At 58.8% G+C, this 22,737-nt stretch carries 21 protein-coding genes; 10 read left to right on the top strand and 11 right to left on the bottom strand.

Annotation, left to right across the window (positions count from 1 at the left end):
* The first annotated feature begins 8 nt into the window (after positions 1-8).
* Positions 9-2,174 (top strand): family 20 glycosylhydrolase, encoded by a 2,166-nt coding sequence (locus HKD21_RS00185; protein ID WP_194253685.1) that lies wholly within the window; start codon positions 9-11, stop codon positions 2,172-2,174.
* A gap of 53 nt (positions 2,175-2,227) precedes the next feature.
* Complete coding sequence (locus tag HKD21_RS00180) at positions 2,228-2,893, top strand: HAD family hydrolase (RefSeq protein ID WP_194253684.1); 666 nt, start codon at positions 2,228-2,230, stop codon at positions 2,891-2,893.
* A 15-nt stretch (positions 2,894-2,908) separates the two neighbouring features.
* Here HKD21_RS00180 and HKD21_RS00175 read toward each other — a convergent pair whose 3' ends face one another.
* From HKD21_RS00175 to HKD21_RS00160, 4 genes are all read right to left on the bottom strand, one after another.
* Positions 2,909-3,982 carry a LacI family DNA-binding transcriptional regulator gene (locus HKD21_RS00175; protein ID WP_194253683.1) on the bottom strand — a complete coding sequence of 358 codons (1,074 nt, stop codon included), beginning with the start codon at positions 3,980-3,982 and terminating at the stop codon, positions 2,909-2,911.
* Positions 3,983-4,184: 202 nt separating this feature from the next.
* Complete coding sequence (locus tag HKD21_RS00170) at positions 4,185-4,442, bottom strand: hypothetical protein (RefSeq protein WP_194253682.1); 258 nt, start codon at positions 4,440-4,442, stop codon at positions 4,185-4,187.
* Between the two features lie 127 nt (positions 4,443-4,569).
* Positions 4,570-4,953 (bottom strand): ArsR/SmtB family transcription factor, encoded by a 384-nt coding sequence (locus HKD21_RS00165; protein ID WP_194253681.1) that lies wholly within the window; start codon positions 4,951-4,953, stop codon positions 4,570-4,572.
* A complete protein-coding gene (locus HKD21_RS00160) occupies positions 4,950-5,597 on the bottom strand; it encodes a peroxiredoxin (protein WP_194253680.1) in 648 nt (215 codons plus the stop codon). The genes HKD21_RS00165 and HKD21_RS00160 overlap by 4 nt, the downstream gene beginning before the upstream one ends.
* Before the next feature lie 108 nt (positions 5,598-5,705).
* On the opposite strand from HKD21_RS00160, the gene HKD21_RS00155 reads away from it, so the two are divergent.
* Genes HKD21_RS00155 through HKD21_RS00145 form a run of 3 tightly spaced genes read left to right on the top strand, consistent with a single transcriptional unit; the run spans position 5,706 to position 9,151 of the window.
* Entirely contained in the window at positions 5,706-6,632 is a 927-nt protein-coding gene (locus HKD21_RS00155) for an MBL fold metallo-hydrolase (protein WP_194253679.1), read from the top strand.
* Positions 6,633-6,687: 55 nt separating this feature from the next.
* Complete coding sequence (locus tag HKD21_RS00150; protein WP_194253678.1) at positions 6,688-8,376, top strand: bifunctional protein tyrosine phosphatase family protein/NAD(P)/FAD-dependent oxidoreductase; 1,689 nt, start codon at positions 6,688-6,690, stop codon at positions 8,374-8,376.
* The gene (locus HKD21_RS00145; protein ID WP_194253677.1) at positions 8,357-9,151 is read left to right on the top strand and encodes a sulfite exporter TauE/SafE family protein; all 795 of its coding nucleotides are present in this window, start codon (positions 8,357-8,359) and stop codon (positions 9,149-9,151) included. Before HKD21_RS00150 ends, HKD21_RS00145 begins: the two co-directional genes overlap by 20 nt.
* Positions 9,152-9,163: 12 nt before the next feature.
* On the opposite strand, the gene HKD21_RS00140 is transcribed toward HKD21_RS00145, so the two are convergent.
* Entirely contained in the window at positions 9,164-9,514 is a 351-nt protein-coding gene (locus tag HKD21_RS00140) for a hypothetical protein (protein WP_194253676.1), read from the bottom strand.
* A 254-nt stretch (positions 9,515-9,768) separates the two neighbouring features.
* On the opposite strand from HKD21_RS00140, the gene HKD21_RS00135 reads away from it, so the two are divergent.
* Both HKD21_RS00135 and HKD21_RS00130 read left to right on the top strand, forming a co-directional pair.
* Positions 9,769-10,311 carry a cupin domain-containing protein gene (locus HKD21_RS00135; protein WP_194253675.1) on the top strand — a complete coding sequence of 181 codons (543 nt, stop codon included), beginning with the start codon at positions 9,769-9,771 and terminating at the stop codon, positions 10,309-10,311.
* 122 nt (positions 10,312-10,433) lie between these two features.
* Positions 10,434-10,856 carry a hypothetical protein gene (locus HKD21_RS00130; protein WP_194253674.1) on the top strand — a complete coding sequence of 141 codons (423 nt, stop codon included), beginning with the start codon at positions 10,434-10,436 and terminating at the stop codon, positions 10,854-10,856.
* 15 nt (positions 10,857-10,871) lie between these two features.
* Here HKD21_RS00130 and HKD21_RS00125 read toward each other — a convergent pair whose 3' ends face one another.
* Genes HKD21_RS00125 through petA form a run of 3 tightly spaced genes read right to left on the bottom strand, consistent with a single transcriptional unit; the run spans position 10,872 to position 13,381 of the window.
* Positions 10,872-11,576, bottom strand: coding sequence for a cytochrome c1 (locus HKD21_RS00125; RefSeq protein WP_194253673.1), 705 nt, complete (start codon positions 11,574-11,576; stop codon positions 10,872-10,874).
* Positions 11,573-12,736, bottom strand: a complete 1,164-nt coding sequence (locus HKD21_RS00120; RefSeq protein ID WP_194253672.1) for a cytochrome b — start codon at positions 12,734-12,736, stop codon at positions 11,573-11,575. The genes HKD21_RS00125 and HKD21_RS00120 overlap by 4 nt, the downstream gene beginning before the upstream one ends.
* Before the next feature lie 12 nt (positions 12,737-12,748).
* Entirely contained in the window at positions 12,749-13,381 is a 633-nt protein-coding gene (gene petA, locus HKD21_RS00115; RefSeq protein WP_194253671.1) for a ubiquinol-cytochrome c reductase iron-sulfur subunit, read from the bottom strand.
* Between the two features lie 176 nt (positions 13,382-13,557).
* Here petA and HKD21_RS00110 point away from each other — a divergent pair, with 176 nt between their 5' ends.
* Both HKD21_RS00110 and HKD21_RS00105 read left to right on the top strand, forming a co-directional pair.
* The gene (locus HKD21_RS00110; protein WP_228120635.1) at positions 13,558-14,031 is read left to right on the top strand and encodes a c-type cytochrome; all 474 of its coding nucleotides are present in this window, start codon (positions 13,558-13,560) and stop codon (positions 14,029-14,031) included.
* A 129-nt stretch (positions 14,032-14,160) separates the two neighbouring features.
* Positions 14,161-14,814, top strand: a complete 654-nt coding sequence (locus tag HKD21_RS00105) for a TetR/AcrR family transcriptional regulator (RefSeq protein ID WP_194253670.1) — start codon at positions 14,161-14,163, stop codon at positions 14,812-14,814.
* Between the two features lie 15 nt (positions 14,815-14,829).
* Here HKD21_RS00105 and HKD21_RS00100 read toward each other — a convergent pair whose 3' ends face one another.
* Positions 14,830-17,154 carry a TonB-dependent receptor gene (locus HKD21_RS00100; RefSeq protein ID WP_194253669.1) on the bottom strand — a complete coding sequence of 775 codons (2,325 nt, stop codon included), beginning with the start codon at positions 17,152-17,154 and terminating at the stop codon, positions 14,830-14,832.
* A gap of 235 nt (positions 17,155-17,389) precedes the next feature.
* Here HKD21_RS00100 and HKD21_RS00095 point away from each other — a divergent pair, with 235 nt between their 5' ends.
* Positions 17,390-19,696, top strand: a complete 2,307-nt coding sequence (locus HKD21_RS00095; RefSeq protein ID WP_194253668.1) for a TonB-dependent receptor — start codon at positions 17,390-17,392, stop codon at positions 19,694-19,696.
* 54 nt (positions 19,697-19,750) lie between these two features.
* On the opposite strand, the gene HKD21_RS00090 is transcribed toward HKD21_RS00095, so the two are convergent.
* Both HKD21_RS00090 and HKD21_RS00085 read right to left on the bottom strand, forming a co-directional pair.
* A complete protein-coding gene (locus HKD21_RS00090) occupies positions 19,751-21,508 on the bottom strand; it encodes a putative bifunctional diguanylate cyclase/phosphodiesterase (protein ID WP_194254049.1) in 1,758 nt (585 codons plus the stop codon).
* A 323-nt stretch (positions 21,509-21,831) separates the two neighbouring features.
* Positions 21,832-22,515 (bottom strand): Fe2+-dependent dioxygenase, encoded by a 684-nt coding sequence (locus HKD21_RS00085; RefSeq protein WP_194253667.1) that lies wholly within the window; start codon positions 22,513-22,515, stop codon positions 21,832-21,834.
* Between the last annotated feature and the right edge of the window lie 222 nt (positions 22,516-22,737).

Below are 22,737 nucleotides of genomic sequence, written 5' to 3'. Positions count from 1 at the left end.
AGCTTCAGATGACGCAGACAGCTTCACAATGCGGCCGGATTGTTCGCCGCGGGGTTCGTGGTGCGGTGGGGCTGCTCCTTGCGGGAAGCGTTCTGGCCGGGATTTCTGTTGGTAAAGCGCGGGCGGAAGAAAGCCTTTTGCCCGTTCCGCAGAGCGTTTCGGTATCCAATGGTGTGGCACCAATCAGTGGCGGAATGCAGATTGTGTGGGACACACGGCCTTCGCCCCTGCTGCAGCGGGCGGTTGCGCGGTTCACGACGCGCCTTGCGGCCATCGCCGGGCCTGCGGGGCAGGGTGATCCGTACGTGCTGCATGTGTCCGCCGGGCCGGACCGGGCTTATCTGAGTGTGGATGAAAAGGAGCGTTATGCGCTCACGACTGCCGCCACGGGTGCTCGGCTGGAGGCCGATGGCCCTGCGGGGGTCATTCACGGTCTGGCAACGCTGCTCCAGCTTGTCCACGCCACTCCGGATGGTGCGGTTGTCGCTCGTATCCATATCGAGGATGCGCCCCGGTTTGCGTGGCGCGGTCTGCTGCTGGATGTGGCGCGGCATTTCGATACAGTCGAAACTGTGAAGCGCCAGCTCGATGCGATGGAACTGGTCAAGCTCAACGTTTTGCACTGGCATCTGAGTGACGGGACGGCCTTCCGGGTCGAGAGCCGCACATATCCGCAGCTTCAGGCCATGATCGCCCCGGATCAGTATTATACGCAGGTGCAGATCCGCGAAGTCGTGTCCTATGCGGCCGACCGTGGCATTCGTGTTGTGCCGGAGTTCGACGTTCCGGGGCATGCGCTGGCAATCTTGCGCGCCTATCCGGAACTGGCGGCGCAACCTTTGCCGGACATGAGCACAAAAGGGCTGAACCTCAATAACGCGGCCCTCGACCCGACCAATCCGCAGACGCTGCGCTTCGTGCGGGTTCTGTATGGCGAGATGGGCCGCCTTTTCCCGGACCGTTATATCCATGCGGGCGGCGATGAAGTTGTGTCCTCCCAGTGGACGAAAAATCCGGCGATCGCGGCCTATATGAAGGCGCATGGCTACGAAACGGCCGAAGCGCTTCAGGCTGCGTTCACGGGGCAGGTCGCGGCCATCATCGCCTCACAAGGGCATGTGATGATGGGATGGGACGAAGTCAGCGAGGCTCCGATCCCGAAAAACGTGGTCGTCGAGCCATGGCGCGCGTCGAAATGGACGGGATCGGCCACACGCGCCGGACATCCGGTTGTGGTGTCGGCAGGGTATTATCTTGATCTGCTGCGCCCGTCCGCCATGCATTATGCGGTCGATCCGTTTGACACGCGGGCGGACGGCATTACTGCGGATCAGCTGGCGAAATTCCCGCCAAAATATCCGGATTTCTACGTGCCTTTTACGCTGGACCCGCAGGCAGCGCCGCTGGATGACGCACAGAAAAAGCTGGTGCTGGGAGCGGAAGGGACGCTCTGGGCGGAAATGGTGTCCGAACCGATGCTGGATTCGCGGCTCTGGCCCCGGATGGCGGCACTGGCGGAGCGTTTCTGGTCCGCGCAGGACGTGCGGGATGTTCCGGATCTGGAGCGACGTCTGCCCGTCGTGATGACGGAGCTTGAAGTGACCGGATTACAGGCCACGCAGCATCGCAATGCCCTGCGTGAAGCCATGGCGCCGAGAGGTTCAGAGCCTCTGGCAGTGCTGACGGATGTGACGGTTCCTGTCCGCAATTATGCGCTCAACCATCTTGCAGCCCCCAGCGGAGAGGCCATGCTGTCGGCACCTGTGGCAGTCGCGGAGCCTGATTCGTTTGTGGCGACCCAGTTTAATGCGATGGCGGAGCGTTATGCGCACGGTGAGACGGCGCTGGCGGGCCCGCTGCGGGAGATGCTTCAGGGCTGGGCTGATAATGACGCGGCATTCGTGGCCAGTGCGAAAGGTGTCCCGGCGCTTGAGGCTGTGGTGCCTGTCTCGCATGCCGTAGGGCAGTTGTCCCGCGCCGGACTGGGTATTCTGAACGGACGGAGCGGCTCGACATGGCGGATGGATGCCACCCGTCTGCTTCAGGATCAGGAAGCGGCTTTTGAGAATTCGGCCAGTATGTTGGCCTCTGCCCATGCCTCGCAACCGCCGGGGGGATTGCTGATCGCGATCCTGCCGGGGATCAGGGCGCTTCTTGCGGCAGGTGGGCAATAAGCGTTTCGTCTCTGGGGATGGATTTCTGCCGCGCGGCGGGGGAAAAGAGAAGCATGACACGTTTTCCGATCCTCCTCCTCGATTATGACGGCACGCTGGCGGAAACGCAGCCGGCCATTCTTCGCAGCCTGAAAGAGGCGTTCGATGCCGTGGGTGTCTCCGCGCCCACATCGGACGCGCTCAAACAGGAACTGACGCGGGGCGGAACGCTCCAGACGCTGTTTCAGGCGATCGTTCCCAAAAGCGACGAGCAGGATGCGGCGGCGTTCGTGCGTCATTACCGGGCGTTCTACTCGACGGCAGACGAGGAAGAGACGGTTCTGTTCGACGGTGTGGTGGATACGTTGGCGGCGCTGAAAGAGCAGGGCACCATTCTCGCCATTCTCAGCAACAAACACGCGCCGACCGTCTGTGCGAGCATCGCGCGCTTTGGCCTGACGCCGTTCTTTTCAGGTGTTGTGGCTTCCGAACCGCATTTTCCGCACAAGCCTGATCCGCGCGTGATGGACGAGCGCATTGTGCCGCTGTTTCCGAAGCAGTCGCGTACGGACTTTTTGATGGTGGGCGATACCGTGGCCGACCTTCAGTTTGCCCGCAATGCCGGCATCGCCTCATGCTGGGCCAGTTACGGCCACGGATCGGCCACTCAGTGCGCGGCACTGGACCCGGATCTGCGGATCGGGTCTTTCAGCGACCTGCCCGCCGCACTTCGGAACTGAAACGCCGCCGTCTGGTCAGGGCGCGGCGGGGCCGATGCTGCCGCGCAGGACCAGTTCGGTATCGAGAATGACGTTCTCGCTGCCGCTGGCCGCACTCAGCAGGCGCACGGCTTCCGTTCCCTTGCGTTCGTGAGGCTGGCGGATCGTGCTCAGATCGGCGCCTTCGGCAGCGGGGATGTCATCGAAGCCGAAAATCGACACGTCCTGCGGGATGTTCAGGCCAAGGGCGCGGATGGTCTGCATGGCGCCGATGGCGACGCGGTCACTCATGGCGAGAATGGCGGTTGGGCGTTGGGCGCGGTTCAGCAGATGGCGGACGCCTTCTGCTCCCATATCTTCGGAGTTGATGGGGATTTCCCATGCAGGAACATCTTCGGGGGCGATTTTGGCTTCCCGCAGAGCCAGAAGATAGCCTTCAAGGCGCATGGCGATGGTGCTGTGAGCGATATTGGCGCGTCGCTTTGCCGTCAGAGGGCCGAAATAGCCGTCATGGGCCGTCTTGAGCGACAGGATGCCGAAATGCCGGTGTCCGAGATCAAGAAGTGTTTTGGCTGCACGATACGCGGAGCCGCGATCATCAATCCCGACATAAGGCACTCCATCAAGGCGGGGCTGGTCCACGACGACGAGCGGAACATTACGCTGCTGCGCCATGAGGACGCAGCGGCTGTCGGGGGCTACCGAATAGAGGATGTAACCATCCACGGCGGCATTGCCGAGCGAGACGGGAGCGGCACGGTTCCGTAGATTGCTGCCGGCAGAAATCAGAGCCAGATCGGTTTCCAGATCATCGCAGGACCGGGCGACGCCGTTGAGGACGCTGAGGATCGCAGGATCGGTAAAAGCGTAGGGCAGGTCTTCGCTGAACAGGAAGCCCAGAGCGCCTGCGCGACCCGTGGCGAGCTGTTTGGCGGCTGGATCGGGGCCGGTATACCCAAGCTCCTGCGCAGCAGCGAGGATTTTCTCACGCAGGGCAGCTGAAAGCTGGCCGGGGCGGATATAGGCGTTGGAGACCGTCGTGTGGGAAACCCCGACCTGTGCTGCCACGTCTTTGAGGGTTACTTTGCGGCGGTCATACTGTCGGGTCATTGTTCCGGTCTGTCCAGCAAAAGACACCAGACCTGTCAGGGCCGATCCTGACGGCTGCGGTATGATGTCAGTTTTCTCTTAAAAACTACTGGTGGCACCATATCCAGTCTGCTGGATAGAAACCAGTCACGGACGCGGGAGGGATTGCGAAAATGATAGATTTCGCAATCACGGACCGGTCAAACCGTTTTTCGACTGGAGATCAGTCCTGTTTCGGCTTGGGGGCGGGAGCCTTTTTGGTCTGGGGCGCAGATGTGAACATCGCACGGCATTTCGGAGAAAGCTTGTCGATCTTCTTCTGCATGCAGGCTGTGATCTTGGCTTCGTTGGGAATGGCCAGCGCGCACAGGCGCAGCGCATCGCCCTTGCAGGCTTTCGTCTGTTCTTCACGGGTTGCGGCGGAAGCGCCGTGCGTGAGTGCAAATGTCAGTCCGGCCAGAGCGATACAATAACGGATCATGTGTTTTCTCCTTATTGCTAGGTAAGCGTATGGGGCTTTTTACAGTTTCAGTCTGAAGAAACTTTATCGGCCCGACAGGGGTGAAATATTTCCTAATAAGGACTCTTTAATTCCTGATTGAGGACTGTCAGGAATGAAGAATACGAGCAAATCGCGCCGAGGCAGCCGGGCCGGGTGCGACGTCAGTAATGGGGGCAGGAAGCTCGGGCGGGAGTGCTCCGGGTTGCAGGCTCATCAGAAGAACGCGCGCCCGTCGGGCATCTGGAGTATCGGCCCAGCAGTAATGGATGGCGCGGGATTCACGCTGGGATTCGATGAGTCCTGCACGTCTGAGGGCGCCCAGATGCTGGCTCAGTGTCGGCTGTCCGATGCCGGTCATGGTTTCGATTTCGCTGACGGCATGGGTGCTGTCGAGCAGGGCTGAGAGGATCATGAGTCGCTGTGGCTGGGCGAGGATGCGCAACCATTCCGCCAGTTCGCGACTTTTCTCAAGGGGAAGCAGGACGGTCATGAACGCTCCCGGGGCATGGGCTGGAAGAACCATTTGGCTCCGGCTTTTTCCACGGCGGCCTGCGTCTGGAGTGGGGGAGCGATGGTGCGCTGTCCGGGTTGCCAGCTTTCAGGCGTGAGGGCGCCCGCACGGTCCACTTCCTGTAGGGCGCAGAGCAGTCGCAGGAGTTCCGGGACGGAGCGCCCGACCGTGGCGGGGTAGTTCAGGATGGCCCGGACGATGCCCGTGGGGTCAATCATGAAAACGGAGCGGACCGTCGCGCTGTCCTGTGCCGTGCTATCGAGCATACCGTAGGCCTTGGCGACGGCGAGGGACGGGTCTTCGATGATGGGGAAGGGGACGTGAACGTCGAACTGGGTCCGGATTGCGTTCACCCAGGCCAGATGGGCGGGCAGGCTGTCTGCGGAGATCCCGAGGAGCGCGCAATCCCGCTGCTGGAACTCTTCCGCGCTACGAGCCAGGGCGATGAATTCGCTGGTGCAGACAGGTGTGAAATCGGCCGGATGGGCAAACAGCAGCACCCAGTGTCCGCGCAGGGCGCTCATGATGAACTCCCCATGCGTGGTCCGGGCGCTGAAATCAGGAGCGCGGTCGCCGATGCGTAGGGACGGAAGAAAAGATTCAGCGGGAGGGGATACGGTCATGGTCCGGTTCCAAAAGCATCAGGGCGCTTGACATGCAACACTTACAATATTAACTTAACAGTTAATGAAAGTGTCGTAAAGACACTCCGCAGCCAGAAGGTGAACGCCATGCACGATGCAGCAATTCAGGCCGCGACCGGCCAGATCCGGCGAACCGAGCAAGGTGCGACGCCCGTTCCCGTCGTCTGTACGTTTTTCGATGAAGCCACGAACACCGCGACGCATGTGGTCCATTGCCCTGTCACGAAGCACGCTGCCGTTATTGACAGTGTCCTCGATTATGACGCTGCGGCCGGACGCACGTCGCATGGTTCGGCGCAGGCAATTGTCGATTATGTCGGGCGCGAAGGCCTGACTGTGGACTGGCAGCTTGAGACGCATGCCCATGCGGACCATCTCTCCGCTGCTCCGTGGTTGCAGGAAAAAATTGGTGGCAAGTTGGGGATCGGCGCGGATATCACGCTGGTTCAGGCTGTGTTCGGCAAGATCTTCAACGCGGGAACGCGGTTTGCGCGGGACGGGTCGCAGTTTGACCGTCTGTTCCGTGATGGCGAGACGTTCCAGATTGGGGAACTTCCCGTGACGGTGCTGCATGTTCCGGGTCACACACCTGCGGATATGGCGTTCGTGATCGGTGATGCGGCTTTCGTGGGCGATACGATCTTCATGCCGGATTTCGGTACGGCGCGGGCGGATTTTCCGGGTGGTGATCCGCGGCAGTTGTTTCGCTCCATCCGTCGGCTCCTGTCACTTCCTGTCGAGACGCGGCTGTTCCTGTGTCATGACTACAAGGCACCGGGACGGGACGAGTATGTCTGGCTGACGACTGTCGGACACGAGCGCGGTTACAATATTCATGTTCATGATGGTGTGAGCGAAGAAGAGTTCGTGCAAATGCGCACGGCGCGCGATGCCACGCTTGCAATGCCCCGTCTGCTGATGCCGTCCGTGCAGGTCAATATGCGCGGTGGGCACCTCCCCGAACCTGAAGCAGACGGCGTGAGCTACATCAAGATCCCCGTCAATCGCGTTTGAATTCCAACAATCCGGCACGGTTGTGCCGTCTTTATTGTTTCTGGAGTGAATTTCCATGCCAACCCGTCATCTGACCGACAGCTATGCCATTTCCCCCCAGATTGCCGTGCAGGATATTGCCGATCTGAAGGCTGAGGGATTTCATACAATCCTCTGCTTCCGTCCTGATGGGGAAGCGCCGGACCAGCCGGAAATGAAAGTAATCGAGGCTGCCGCGAAGGAAGCAGGGCTGGCGTTCGCTGCAATCCCGGTGAAATCCGGTACGGTGCCGAGCGACGCCCAGATCGCCGAAACGCGACAGATTCTGGCAACGCTGCCCGCGCCTGTCGTGGGCTATTGCCGCTCCGGCACGCGGGCGGGGCAGATCTGGGCCCTGGCCGAGGCTGGCAAACGCCCTGCCGCGGAAATCTTTGCGGCAACGGAGCGGGCTGGTGTGGATATCAGCCGTCTGCGGACACGGATCGAGCGTGTGGCCGCGCCGGCGGCGGCCCCGCGAAAGGACGCAGCTCATTTTCAGGTTCTGATCATCGGCGGTGGTGCGGGTGGTCTGTCGACTGCGGGAAGCCTGCTCAAGCGCAATCGGAATCTGTCGATTGGTGTGGTGGAGCCGTCGAACGAGCATTTCTACCAGCCGGGTTGGACGCTTGTGGGTGGCGGTGTTTTTCAGGCCGCACAAACGCGCCGCAAGGAAGCGGATGTCATGCCGAAGGACGTTGTCTGGGTAAAGCAGGCGGCAAAGCTGTTTCGGCCGGATGTGCGCGAAGTGGTGCTGACGGACGGCACGGTCGTGTCCTATGACGCGCTGGTCGTGGCGACGGGCATTACGCTGAATTGGGACGCCATTCCGGGTCTGGCGGAGACACTGGGCAAGAACGGCGTGACCTCGAACTATCGTTTCGATCTGGCGCCCTATACCTGGCAGCTTGTGCAGCAGCTCAAGAATGGTACGGCGATTTTCACGCAGCCTCCCATGCCGATCAAATGTGCGGGGGCGCCGCAGAAGGCCGTATATCTGTCCTGTGATGCGTGGAAGCGTCGTGGCGTTCTGGATAGCATTTCGGTCGAATTTGATACCGCGACACCGGGACTGTTCGGTGTGAAGGACTTCGTGCCGCCGCTGATGGAGTACATCAAGCGCTACCATGTCGGATTGCACACCGGATCAAAGCTTGTGGAAGTGGATGGTCCGAACCGCAAGGCCGTCTTCGAACGCAAGGTTGGAGATAATGTGGAACGGGTTGAGCGGACGTTCGACATGTTGCATGTCGTGCCGCCGCAGAGCGCGCCTCAGGTGATCCGCGAGAGCGCGCTCTCGGGATCGGACGGGTTCGTCGAGGTCAATCCTGCAACGTTGCAGCATGTGCGTTTCCCGGATGTGTTTGCCCTTGGAGATGTGATTGGAACGTCTTGCGCCAAGACAGCAGCGGCAGTTCGTGTGCAGGCGCCTGTGGTGGCGACCAATGTGCTGGCGTTTCTGAAGCATCAGGGGCCGGTTTCGGAATATGAGGGCTATGGTGCCTGTCCGCTGACGGTGGAAAACGGACGGATCGTGCTGGCCGAGTTCAGCTATGGCGGCAAACTGGCGCCGACGCTGCCGAAATGGCTGCTTAACGGGCAAAAGCCGACGCGTCTGGCCTGGTGGCTCAAGAAATACATCATGCCGCTGATGTACTGGGACGGGATGCTCAAGGGGCGTGAACTTATGGTCGCGCCCAAGCCCCTGAATGCGAAAAAGGGCGGCTGAGCAGATCGTGCATATTGCCCTTGAATTGGCCTGCGGTGTTCTGATCGGGTTTACGCTGGGACTGATCGGGGGCGGCGGGTCCATTCTGGCCGTTCCCCTGATGGTCTATGTCGTTGGCGTGAAAAACGCCCATGTCGCCATCGGAACGAGCGCCATGGCGGTGGCGGTCAACGCTCTGGCCGGACTGGTCAGCCATGCCCGCGCGGGGACGGTCAAATGGAAATGTGCGGGCATTTTCGCACCGTGCGGGGTGGCCGGTGCGTTCATCGGGGCGGCGTTTGGCAAGGCGGTTAATGGCGAAAAGCTGTTGCTGTGTTTTGCGCTGCTGATGGTTGTGGTCGGTGTGCTCATGCTGCGGGGACGTCGCAACAAAGGTGAGGCCGGAGCGGCATGTAACCGTCAGAACATGCCGCGCGTTATGATGGCCGGGGCGGGGACGGGAGTGCTCTCCGGGTTTTTCGGAATTGGCGGCGGGTTTCTGATCGTCCCGGCGCTGATTGCTTGCACACGGATGCCCATTCTCAATGCGGTCGGGACTTCGCTGGTTGCAGTGGCAGCGCTGGGCGCGAGTACGGCGCTGAGTTACATGCTGTCAGGCTATGTGGACTGGGTGATGGGTCTGCTGTTCGTTGCGGGCGGTGTGGTAGGTAGTTTCCTTGGTACCCGGGCTGCGAAACGTCTTTCAGGTTCAGGTCCCGCGCTAACGACGTTCTTTGCCTGTGTCATTTTCACAGTTGCGGCTTACATGATCTGGAAAAGTCTCGCCGCGCTGTAAGGGTAAGGAGCGTCAGTCGAGGCCGAAATTCGGAAAAATCGTGAAGCAGACTATCGAGAAATAGAACATTACTGCCAGCAGGATATGGCACATATAAAGCGGTGCGATCATGGCCCCGCGCCTGCGGAAAAAAGCCATCAGAACGCCGAAAGCCGCAATGGCGACGGCGAGCGCCACGTTCAGCATGAGCCGCCTGTCACCATTGCTGATGGCGATGACGAGAAAGACGGCACCTATAATCGCCGATCCGACATGGACGGGTGTGAGGAAGCTGAAAGGGCGCTTGTAGCGGGCCGCGAAAATAGCGAGCCACACGCCCATGATCACCGTAAGAGTGAAACATCCTGTCGAAGCATACAGCATCAGTCGTCCATCCTGTCTCTGCCTAAAGTCGCGGAGCCGTGACTGGAACAGCCGGAAGTCCGCACACGCCATTCTGGTTGTTTGTCTACTCCAGAACGGCGCTCCGAGCCATATGTTCCAGACCATCATCCCTTTGTCGGAGCAGAGATATAAAAAACAAATACCACCTACAGGTATGATGATTTTCGAGGTTTCCTTTCTGTTTCGATATGACATACTCATGACACGAAACAGGATAGGGGGCATGGGGCAGGATGGATCTGGGAGCGCGCCTGCGGTTTGTCCGGACGGCCAGAAATCTGTCCCAGCGTGAACTGGCCAAGCGGACCGGCGTCACCAATTCCACAATTTCCCTGATCGAATCCGGGGGCATGAATCCTTCGGTCGGGACGCTCAAGCGGGTTCTGGATGGCATCCCCGTAACGCTTGGCGAGTTTTTCAGTCTCGTGCCGGAGGGGGATGAGAAAATCTTCTATCGGGCGGATGAACTGCTGACGTTTGAGCAGGACGGTGTGGTGTTCCGGCAGGTGGGGGTGCCGTCCTGTAGGCGAACGCTCCAGATTTTGCGGGAAAACTATGCGTTTGGTGCCGATACCGGGGCTGCGGTTTATGCCCATGAAGGCGAAGAAGGTGGTTTCGTCTTGCAGGGGCGCGTGGAGATCACGGTCGGGGAACAGCAGGAAATCCTTGAGCCGGGAGATGCGTATCATTTCAACAGCAGCCAGCCGCACCGGTTCCGATGCCTGAGCTCTGAAGGATGCGAGATCATCAGCGCCTGTACGCCGCCGACATTTTAGGTCTTTCGTTCTGCTCTTCAAAAGAACGGGAGGAGTAAGGCATCCTTCCGGCTGTGGCGTTCTATCGTCTGGCGGTCCTGTCAGACGTATGAGATGGGTGTGCCCAGGGGAGAGTCACGGGCATGCGAGATCGTCCGTATCCTGAACGTTTCAAATGGCGTCGTCTGGCATCCGGATCTGTGCGGATGGGGCTGCGCGTGCTGGTGTGCGTGTGCATTCTAGGGATGTCGGTCTCGGGCAAAACCGTGACGCGGACGCCCGACATCTGTCCGGTTCGCAAAGCAGTCTTGCAGATCGACACGAAGGCCCTTGGAGTGGCCGTCGCGGAACTGGAGCGCAAAACGCAATGTCCGGTATTGATGGATGATGCGCTTTTGCAGGATGGGAGCAGTGTGCCCGTCAGAGGGTTCTATACACCTCGGGATGCGCTGGTGCGTCTGCTGGGGAATGCGGAGCTGGACGTGATCGAAACGGTTCAGGGTCTGACGGTCATGCCGCTGACCTACCGCGAAGCGCATCGCATGGATCGCGCCTCGCGTCTGTAGGTTTCACGCCAGTCATCAGGGGCGCGATTTCCAGATCCGGCGTTGGAGCACGAAAGTCAGAACCGCCATCAGGACGAGATATGCAAGAACATAGACGCCAATCCGTCTGCGTTCCGCTACGTGCGGATGTGCGACGTCGTTAAGGAAGGCCGAAACGTCGGTCGCCATCTGTTGGGTGGTGGATTTTGTGCCATCCGGATAGGTCAGCATGCCATCCTGAAGGGGCGGGGGCATGCCGATATGCTTCCATTTCAGGGCGGTGTTGTAATAACGGCCGTCATCGAGTTTCACACCCGCAGGTGTGGGGGCATAGGACAGAAGGATGCGCCGGATCTGTTCTGCGCCCCCCGGTAATGTCATGGCCAGTCGGGAGAGATCTGGCGGAAGCAGCCCGTGATTGGCCAGCCGTCCTACGGCCTCGTTGGGATAGGGCGAGAGAATGGGATCGGTGGGCGTAGCGGGACGGGTTTTTGGATCGCCATTGTCGTCCGTGCCGTTCGGAAGCTGCTGATCGGCAGCCCAATTGTGAATGGCGTCCGGTGAGAGTCCGAAGGCGGCCATATCTCCATAATCGACGTGTTCCATGCCGTGGCAGGCGGCGCAGACATGCTGGAAGACGATCAGGCCACGCTGGGCGGGTGTACTGGCGCAGGCGGGGAGGGCTGCGAGAAGGGGCGCAAGGCTGGCGGCAAGCACGAAGTTTCGGATCAGGCGGCTCATGATGTGATCTCCCGTTCCGAAACGAGCGGCATGACCACCAGAAAATGGATGAACCACCATGCCATCGCCATACGGCTGACGATCAGCCATGTTTCGGTCGGGGGATGCATCCCTGCGACGCCCAGCAGAATGAACGATAGAAAAGCCAGTGGCAGGGACAGGCGCACCAGAGGGCGGCGTGTCGCAGGACGAGTGGGCGACCGGTCCAACGAGGGCAGGGCGAACAGAACGGCCAAACTGCCGACAGCAAGGAGCAGGCCGCCAAGCCGGGACGGTACCGCGCGGAGGATCGCGTAGAACGGTGCGAAATACCATTCCGGCCGGATGTCACGCGGCGTCACGAGAGGATTGGCCTGAACATAATTGTCCGCAAGCGTCAGCAGATCGGGCAGGAAAAAGACCAGCCCGGCATAGACCATCAGGAACAGGCAGAGCGCGAAGCCGTCCCGGCTGGTGTAATACGGATGGAACGGCAGGGTCTGTTTCGGGCTAACGGGGTCGATGCCGGAAGGATTGTTCGGTTTGACCACATGCAGCGCAATTACATGCAGGGCGATGACGGCGAGGATCGCAAAGGCCATTGTGAAATGCAGCACGAACAGGCGGTGCAGGGCCGTATTCCCCAGCGTTTCGCCGCCCAAAAGCAGTTCGGAAACCGGCTTGCCGATCAGGGGAATGGTATGGGCGGCATTCAGGACCACCGTGGCGCCCCAGTAGGACATCTGTCCCCAGGGCAGGACATAACCGGCGAAGGCCGTGACCATCACCATCAGCATCATGCCCAGTCCTGTCAGCCAGAGCAGTTCGCGCGGAGCCTTGTAGGAGCCGTACCACAGGCTGCGCGCGATATGGATGTAGAGGCAGGCGAACAGCATCGTCACGCCGCCCATATGCAGGCTGCGCAGGAACCAGCCTGAGGGGATCTGACGGTCGATCGCTTCGACGCTGGCAAAGGCCTGTGTGATGTCGGGGGTGTAGTTGATGGCGAGGAAGAGTCCACTGGCAATCATGATGGCCATCGTGACCATCAGGAACGCACCGAAGCTCCACAGGGCGTTGAGATTCCGGGGCATCGGAAACGCGATGTATTCGCGCCGCAGCACGCTCATGACAGGCAGGCGGCGTTCAAGCCATCCGGGAGTTTTCTCGGGTGCGGGCATGGGGTCCGGTCCTCAGATCTGCTGGATGTCGGACATGCTGAACCCTGGATCGCCCGCGCTGTGGCCGATGCGGATTTTCGTGTCGGAAAGGAACGTCACAGGTGGGACGGGCAGATTATATGGCGCGGGTGCGCGTTCTGCGACACGACCTGCAGCATCGAAATTTGAGCCGTGACAGGGGCAGAAATATCCTCCCGCCGCTTCGGGCGCGGAACCGGGTTTCTCGAAAGACGGGACGCAGCCCAGATGGGTGCAGATCCCGACCAGAACCCCATAATCGGGACGCACCGAACGGTGCCAGTTCGTGGCATCTTTCGGCTGCTGCAACATTTTTGAGTTCGCGTCGCGCAGGGTGGCGATGTGTGCGGGGGTCTGGAGTGCGGCCAGCATCTGGGGTGTGCGGCGCTGGATGAAAATGGGCCAGTCCTGCCATTGTACGGTCATGTCCTGTCCGGGGGCGAGAGAGGACAGATCGACCTCGATCGTCTTGTCGGACAAAGTCGTGGCCGCCGGGTTTTTCAGGCTGTTGAGAAAGGGAACGGCAAGGGCGCAGGCCCCTGCGCAGCCCAGCGTTACGGTTGCGGTCGTCAGCAGATCGCGCCGTTTCGTGCCGCCCTCGGGAGGGGGCGTCTCACTCTGGGTCATGCGGAACCTCTGCCGACTGTGCCGGAGTTCCGGCAGGAAAGATGACGGCAGGATAGGCGGATTTGCGCTTTCGAGAAAGACACGCTGCTTCGCCGGGAGCGGTAGCTTTCAGACGAAGCGGGGGGTAGTGTGTTTCAAACTGCTACGACAACGCATATGCCGGAGGGCTTCGGGCCATGATGATGAGACACGGGTTCAGGATCATGCTGGCGGGGCTTCTTGGCATGGGACCGTTGGTGGCGTCTGCGGCGATGGCGGCGGATGGTGCGGCGCTCTACGCGGGAAAATGCGCGATGTGTCACGGCCCTGCGGGCGCAGGGCGGCCCGGCACTTTTCCGGCCCTTGCGGGGCGGGTTGGTGCCATCGCTTCTTCACCCGAGGGGAAGGCATATCTTGCGGCGGTTCTGGTGAACGGGCTGCATGGGCCGATTCTTGTGGAAGGGCAGTCCTACAAGGGATTTATGCCGTCGTTTAAGGCGCTCTCCGATGACGATATTGCCGCTGTTCTGAGCTATGCAGCGACGCTGGGAGGCGGATCGTCGTCCGGGATTTCCGCTCAGGAGGTCGCATCCGTCCGATCGGTCCCGATGGATGCAGCGGCAGTTCAGGCCAAAAGAACGGCGCTTCAGGCGAGTCACGTTATTCCCTGATGGAAAATGGACATCTTTTGATATCAAATAAACGCAATTGCGTGTTGTAACGAAGCGTCTATCTCTGACTAGCTGCGTTAACTCAAAAGATGATGTCGACCGATCAAATGGTCAGGAAGGGAAATACTCATGTCGCAGACCGCAGTGACACATACTTTACCGCTAAAGCCTGTTCATGTTCCCGTCCGGGACCGTGCGTTGATCCGTGCGCCGGGACGGCCGATCAATCTTGGCCTGAAAGACAATATCCTCGCGGCAATCGCGCAGGTTCTGGCGGAAGAAGGCTATCAGGGCCTCACCATCAGTCGCGTGGCCAAGGCCGCAGGCGTTTCAACCGCTACGGTCTATCGGCGCTGGCCCACGAAACAGGCGATGTTCTTCGATGCGATCCGTTTGTGGCGCGATGATCTGACGCCGCAGATTGATACGGGAAGCTTTGCCGGGGATGTAGACGAACTCATTGCCGCGCGTATCCGCTTCCTCGCCACCCCGCTGGGCCGGACTTACGGCACTCTGCTGGGTGAGGCCGTGCATGATCCAGAGTTCGGTCAGGTTTTGTGGGAAGTCAGTGTGGTGCCGGCGCGTGCGCAGATGGCGCTGTTTCTTGAGCGCGCAAGCCGGCGGGGCGAGAAAGTCTTCTGCCAGCATGCCGATACGGTTCTGGACATGCTTCTCAGCACGATCCATTTCCGCGCCATGAACATGCTGGGGCGCGAGCCCATGGACGCGCAGAGCAATCTGCGGGAAATCCAGTCGCTCGCGCGGTGTCTGATTTCCTGCTGAGGGGAGAAACGCCTTTCAGAAGCCGTATGAGATCCGGCCGCCGATGAAGCGCGGCGGGCCGGGGATATAGAAATAGGTCGTCGTCGCCATGCCGCCGCTTTCGAAAAAGCTGCGGTTGAGTAGGTTGGAGGCGTAAATAGTGGCCTCCCACTTCCCTGATGAGGGGCGCAGGGTCGCATGGGCGCCGAGCAGAAAATACGGTGGCAGGCGATAAAAGCCCGTGCCGCCGACCGCGATGGCCTGACTGCCGCGATACGACCAGTCTGGCCCGACATCGAGCCCGAGAGCCGATGTCAGAGGCTGTCGCCATTCCGCCTGACCGTTTAGGGTCAGCTTGGGCTGGCCGTTATCCACGCCTGCAAAGTTGCTGTTGACGGCCCGCCAGACGCCCGTTTTGGCGTAGGCCGCATTCGTGGCGGCGCGGTTGACGTTCAGGAAGTCCTGATAATTCCCACGCTGCCAGCCAATGTTCTGCGTTACGAAAACATGGCGTATGGGGTGGAATTCGACCGTGCCTTCAAAGCCCCAGCTTTCAGATTTCGGGACGTTCGTGATTTCGCTGAGCGGGCCGTAATTCGGGATCAGGACCGTGCCGACAACCTGCTGGCCATGGAAGTCGTTATAGAACGCGGCACCATTCAGACGCAGGACATTGGGGATCGGATCGCTTTTGAAGCCGAATTCGTAGGTCAGAACCGTCTCGGGGCCGAACGGGTCGAGCTGGGCCTGGATCTGGGTGTTGTTGGCACTGAAGCCGCCGGGTTTGAAGCCCTTGCTCATTTTGTAATAGACGAGCGTGGTTTTTGTCGCCTGCCATGAGACGCCGACTTGGCCCGCAAACTGTGCCGCGGCCGTGCTTTCGCCGTGGAAAGCCGTTGTTTTGCCGCCGAAGATTTCAGATGTCAGGCCCGGCAGGCTGCGGTCGTCGATTTCGTGCAGCAAGCCCGCAAACAGCGTGACATTATGGGGCAGCTGGTAGCTGACATGGCCGAATTCAGACGTGCTCTCCTGATTCATGGAAAAAGACGTCGCCATCATGTAACCGCGCGCCGCATAGTCGGTATAGTCAAAGAAAAAGCGCTGTTTCATCCGGCTGCGCTGATAGAACGCGCCTACGACCCATTGCAGGCGGCTGTCAGGATTGCTGGAGCCCAGACGCAGTTCCTGCGTGAAGGCATTGGCGCTGATGGTGCGGTAGGTGTCGGCTTCGGCCCGTGATGTGCCGTCCTGATCGGTGTATTCGCCTTGTCGTCCGGTTTCGAAGGCGGTGACGGATGTGAGTTTAGCCAATCCGAAATCATGGTCCATATGCAGATCCCAGCCCCAGAACTGGTTGTGTTCGCTGGGTTTAAGGCCGGGTGAGCGTCCAACTAGTTCTGCAAATTGAGGACGCATGGACCATTCGGCCTCACGTTGACCAAGATGGGGCAGCCCGGTTTTACCTATCAGGCGATGGACGGCCTGACTTGTCACGACCTGGCTGTTGTCCTGTACGAAATGTCCAGACAGCAGGATCGTGGTGCGGTTGTCGTCCGAATGCCAGCGCAGCTTGCCGCGCAGGGCGTAGGAGTCCGCATCGCCCAGATGCGCGCCGTTCTGCGGATCGGTCTGCCAGCCGCCACCCTGTCGGATCTGTCCGGCCAGACGGAAGTCGAGCCCTTTGGCGATTGGGCCTGAAATATAGGCCTCGCTCCGGCTGCGCGCATAGGACGCGATGTCCTGACTGGCGCCGTAATGCCATGTGCTGGTCGGGTCGGCGGTGCGGAAGCGGATTTCACCACCGGTATCAGACTGGCCATGTGTGGTCCCGACCGGCCCGGGAGCGACTGTGACGTCCGCGAGATCGAACATCAGCCCGCTCGACAGAGTCGAGAACGCGAACGGAACGTCATCGAAATAGGTCATGACGGTGGGAATGTTGTTCTGGGTGAAGTCGTTGAAGCCGACGCCGCGCAGATAGAAATTGGTGGAGGCCGTGCCATTGATTGACTGGATGGTCAGGTTGGGTGCCACACGCTCCAGACCGCGCAGGGTGACGACGCCGCGCTGGATCAGGCGTTCTGCACTCAGGCGGGTGTCGGCATCGGGGAGATGCTGTGCTGCGACGAAGGCGAAATCCGTGCGTTGTGCGGTGACGGCGATCGTTTCGGTACCGTGAGCCTGAACGGACTGTGGGGCTGCTTTACGCGGGGCTGGTTGGGCAACTGCCGGATGGGCACTCGTGTGATGGGGCGCTCCGGTTTTTCCGTGCAGCGGTTTCGCTTTCTCTGTGGGGGCGGCGAGAGCGAGGGATGGACCGAGGAGGCTGGCGCTCAGGAGAAGAGCCTTGCGAAGCGTCATGGAAAGGTCGGAGCTCCTGAAAAGGACAGCGTCAGTCGTGGGGCAGTCTGCCTGAGAGCGCAAGCAAAGCCGGCAATTCACGGTGCTTATATTGTACTTGTGCAACAGCGCCAACGCGCAACGCCATGTGGTGGGTCAGCGGGACAGATTTCGCTTGAATCGTTATGATATAACATAATAAGAGGTCCGCTCCGACAATCCTTCGTCTCTGCCTGCATCCCTGTCCGGAGGTTTCATGCCGTCTTTCGTGTCTGCCCGTTCATTTCTGTTGCTGCTGGGCTGCACCACCGCCCTTGCCGATTCCGCGTTTGCCCAGTCGGTAACGCCGTCTGCAACGTCTTCCCAGACCACTGCGGCCCCCGCCGATGCCCAGACGGACGATGAGGCTTCCGCCGCCCGTTCCAGCTTCGGCCATGCCGACGACCAGCATGGAACGACCACGACGGAAATCAGTCGTGCAGGCTCGGATGACGTGACCGTCAATGCCCATCTCGAACGCGCCCGCGCTGCACTTCAGCCGTCAACAGGCGCCACGGTTTATAATTTCTCGCGTCAGGCGATTGAGACCAATCCGGGCGGCGACAATGCGCCACTGAACGCCCTGCTGCTTCAGGCGCCAGGCGTGGCGCAGGACAGCTATGGACAGATCCATATCCGCGGCGATCATAACGAAGTGCAGTTCCGTCTTGATGGCGTAGCGCTTCCGGAAGGGATGAGCGTGTTCGGACAGACGCTCATGACGCGCTTTGCCCACTCCATGTCACTGACGACCGGCGCGCTTCCCAGCGAGTACGGGTTTCTTCAGGCTGGCGTGATCGATATCACCACCAAGAACGGCTATTCGGATGCTGGCGGCGATGTTTCGATTTACGGCGGCGCGCGCGATTACTTCTTTCCGTCCGTGCAGTTCGGCGGTCATCACGGGAAGTGGGACTGGTTTGCGACGGGTGATTTCGTTCATAACCGTGTCGGTATCGAAAACACGACGCCGAGCTTCAACGCCCTGCACGATCTGACGAACCAGTATCATTTCCTCGGTCACGGTCGTTACACAGTTGATGAAAACACCCGGATCAGCTTCACGGCCGGTGTGTCCAACGCCGAATATCAGCTTCCCAACAATCCGGGATTGCAGCGCCAGTTTGCTAACCCGTCTTTTGCCGGCAGCGACCTGTCCCAGAAGCTTTACGGGAATGGCGACAGTTCGAGCCTGACCGAGCATCAGAAGGAAATCACGGATTTCGGCATCCTGTCCCTGCAAAAGGATATGGGCAAGCTGAGCTTCCAGACCTCCGCCGTAATGCGTTACAGCTCCCTGCGCTATTCGCCTGATCCGCTGGGCGATCTGGTATACAACGGCATTGCACAGCGTGCGGCCCGTTCTGTCTTCTCGACGGGAACGCAGTCCGATGCCACATGGCAGGCCGCAAAGGACCATACTGTCCGCTTCGGTTATCAGATCTATGTGGAACGTAACGTTTCCAAATCAGATTCAACCGTTTATCCTCAGAGTGGCGAAGATGCCGATGGAGGCGCGATTTATTCCGACAATCCACTCACCATTCATGATGGTACGGGCCGCACGGGGTGGATGTATGGCCTCTATGCGCAGGATGAATGGCGTCCGCTTAAGAATCTGACAGTCAATTATGGTCTGCGTTTTGATGGCGTGGATGAATACACGCATGCCAAGCAGGTCAGCCCACGCCTGAACATCGTTTACAAGCCTTGGCACGGTGGCACGTTCCATGCAGGATACTCCCGTTACTTCACGCCGCCGCCGTTCGAGCTGGTGGGTGGTACATCGCTCAACAAGTTCGCTAATACATCTGCAGCTCCAGGAACGTTCCTGAATAGCAACGTCAAGGCTGAGCGTGACCATTATTTTGATGCGGGTTTCTCACAGACAATTCTGCCGGGCTGGCATGCCTCTTTTGATGCCTATGTGAAGCTCGCCAAGAACATGATTGATGAAGGGCAGTTCGGCTCCCCGGTGATCCTGTCGGCGTTCAATTATCGTCGCGGTCAGGTTCATGGTTATGAATTTGCGACGGACTATACCCGCGGCGCATTTAGCGTTTATGGCAACTTCTCCTGGTCCCGCGCTATCGGCAAGGACATCACGACCGCCCAGTGGAACTTCAGCCCGGACGATCTGGCCTATACCAGCAAGCGCTGGATCCATCTTGACCACGATCAGCGCTGGACCGCTTCGGCAGGGGGAAGCTATTCCTTCTTCCACAGAACCGGTCATCCGCTGCGTCTGTCTGCAACAATGGTCTATGGCAGCGGTCTGCGAGCTGATGGCGCGACGCCCAACGGGGCTTCGGTTCCGCAGTACGCGACATTCAACCTGTCGCTGGTCCAGTCCTTCAAGGATCTGTTCCACGTTCCTTTCCTCAAACGGACCCAGCTTCGTTTGGATGTGACCAATCTGTTTGACCGGACCTATCTGCTGCGTGATGGCAGTGGCATCGGGGTGGGCGCGCCGCAATACGGTCTGCGTCGCACGATCCTGACCGGCATTGACCAGCGTTTCTGAATAACAGGACCTGACGGGCTGAAGTTCCCGCCAGACTTTCCCGCTACAAGGCCTTTACAGAAGTGCCTTGTAGCGGATTTTTTCCAGTGCGGCCGGGATGTCCATGACCGGCACCGCTTCGCACAGAAAATCTCCCTGCACGAAATCACATTCCATCTCCAGCAGCGCACGAACCTGCGAGGCGCTCCTGATGCCTTCGGCGACAACCTTGCGGCCAAGGCTGTGGACGATGTCGATCACGCCCCTGATAATTGCCGCATCCGTACCGTGACGTTCCAGTCCGGACACAAACGCACGGTTGATCTTGACGTAATCGAACGTGATGGTTTTGAGGTGGGTCAGGGACGCAAATCCCGTGCCGAAATCGTCCAGTGAAATCTGAACTCCCTTGCGATGCAAGGTATCGAGTTCGCGTTCGACCTGCTGATGGTGCGGCCGGGAGAAGATGTTTTCGGTAATTTCGAGCGCCAGGGAATTAAGCGGAACATTCATGTCGTCCGCGAGGCTGTCGAGTTTTCGGAAAAAGTCGGTGTTCTCGAAATCGCAGGATGTGATGTTGATGGCGATGCGCTCAAAACGGACGTTCTGTTCACGCAGTCTGCTCATATCTTCCATGACCCTGTGCGTCACGAAAGTATTCAGGGTCATGGTCAGACTGTGATCTTCAAAAACCTCCGGGAAATATTGCGGAGAAAGCACTTTGTGCTGTGGGTGGTCCCAGTGCAGGAGAGCTTCGAATGAAATACGTCCGGGGACGCTCAGGGAAAAAATGGGTTGATAGAACACCGTGATGCTCTGGTCGCGTAATCCTGTCTGGACACGACGACGCAGACGCGCCGCGAGGTCCAGCTTTTCTTCCATGGCGGGATGGTATTCCCGGACACGGTTCCGACCGCCGGTTTTGGCCGCATAAAGGGCCAGATCGGCGCATTTCAGAAGGGTTTTTTCCCGCGCACCGGAGAGAGGGACGCAAACATAACCGATACTGACTGTACAGGCATGCGTCACGGTTCTGTTGCGAAGGCTGAACCGCATCTGCTTCAGGATGTCCAGAAGAACCGTTTCAAACAGGCTTGGTGTTTCACCTGTCATGAGAACCGCAAATTCGTCTCCTCCAATGCGAGCGATAAAGCAGTTGTCGTTTTCGAATGCTTGAAGTTTCTCGGCAACTTTACGAAGCAGACGATCGCCGGAATCATGCCCTGAAGTATCATTGATTGTCTTGAAGGTGTCCACGTCGAGCAGCGCCAGACAGATATGGCTTGCGGTGCTCGCGCGGAGGGTTTTGCGTAGAATATGTGAGAAATGCAGCCGGTTTGAAATCTTGGTCAGAAAGTCGGTATTGACGACTTTCTGTAATTTTTTGCGACTTGATTTCAGATGATTTTCTGCTTGTTTTCGATCTGTTATGTCAAAGCGAATGGCTACGTAGCTCGTGACTTTTCCATTGTCTGAAACATGGGGCACAATTGTGGTATCGACCCAGTAAAGACTACCATCCTGGCGACGGTTACAGATTTCGCCGTGCCAGACATTGCCTGAGGCAATTGTGCGATACATCTGGCGGAAGAATTTCTTGTCATGCTGCTTCGACCGCAGCATGCGGTGGTCGTTTCCGATCAGCTCTTCACGAGTGTAGCCGCTGATTTCCTCGAAGCGGCTGTTAACGGAAAGAATGCGACCACGTGTATCGGTAATGGCAACAATGGCGGAGCAGTCCAGAGCGTGAAGGACAAAGTCATCCCGGGCTCCTTGAGGCCAGTTTTGGACAGAATTCAGACTTTTCCTGAAATCATCCTTTTGCTTTTCCATCACCTGGATTGACTCTCTCGATAGGAGAACTGATTAGTATCCTACAATAATTAAACGTTCGTTAAAAGGCTGTCTGGGTCTTTTGTATCAATCTTCTCCGAACATGTTTGGGGATGTTTTTGGAGATAATGTCAGTTTTTATTTAACCTATTCTGGAGAGAATGTTTTTCATCATTTCTGTGAGGGAATCTGATCTTTCATAGTGCCTCTGACACACGATTGAGAACCCGCTTTTCTATTTTTATATGTGTCCGTAGAGGTGCTTGTTTTGGTTAAAAACACCTCTGTCGGAGTGTATCTTCTCATGAAAATTTTCTGTGGGTTCAGAGTTCGGCCCATTGGCGGAGAAGGTTGTGATAGGTCGATGTCAGGCCCAGAACGGCGGGGTGACTGTCCGGCAGGGCTTTGCGGGTTTCGATAATGGAGCAGTCGAAGTCGTAGAGAAGTCTGCGCTTTGTGTCATCACGCACCATGGACTGGGACCAGAAGAAGGAGGCCCAGCGGCTGCCTTGAGTGATGCGATTGACGCTGTGCAGGCTGGTCGAGGGGTAAAGTACCATGTCGCCGGCTGGAAGTTTCACGCTCTGGGTGCCGTAGGTATCCTGAATGACGAGTTCTCCGCCTTCATATTCCTCTGGGTCTGTGAGGAACAACGTGGAAGAGACGTCGGTGCGGATGCGCATTCCGGTCCCCGGAATGGGGCGGATGGCGTTGTCCACATGGGCGTCGAAATGCATGCCGGTATCGTAGCGGTTGAACAGCGGCGGATAGACGCGCAACGGCAGGGCCGCGCTGTTAAACGTCGGATTTCGGCCCAGAGCGCGCAGGATAATTTCTCCGAGTTCCCGGCATTCCGCAGAATCCTGCGGGATCTGGAGGTTCAACTTGGCTCTTGCGGACTGTTCTCCGGCAGTGATGCGGCCATCCGTCCATTCGGCCGCTTCCAGCCTGCTGCGGAAATGACTGACCTGTTCGGGAGAAAGGACACTCGGAATATGGATCAGCATATGTGTAGGGCCTTATGGAAGTAAGGACAGTTATTAAATGAGAATGACTCTTAGTCGTTGAGACATAAGGCTCTTTAAGAAGGGGAGCAATTGGCAGAGGAGCCGCGGGGCGTATCCGGGGCGGGAGAAAAGAGTCGCATTTCCGTCCGTTGACACGCTCTGCCGGTCGAGGGATGAGACGGGAATGGCATTTCATTCCCTTTGCGTTGCGCGGTGTGCAGG

Source organism: Gluconobacter cerevisiae (assembly GCF_015244675.1).
GTDB classification, from domain to species: domain Bacteria; phylum Pseudomonadota; class Alphaproteobacteria; order Acetobacterales; family Acetobacteraceae; genus Gluconobacter; species Gluconobacter cerevisiae.
This window is presented reverse-complemented; position numbering and strand designations above follow the sequence as displayed.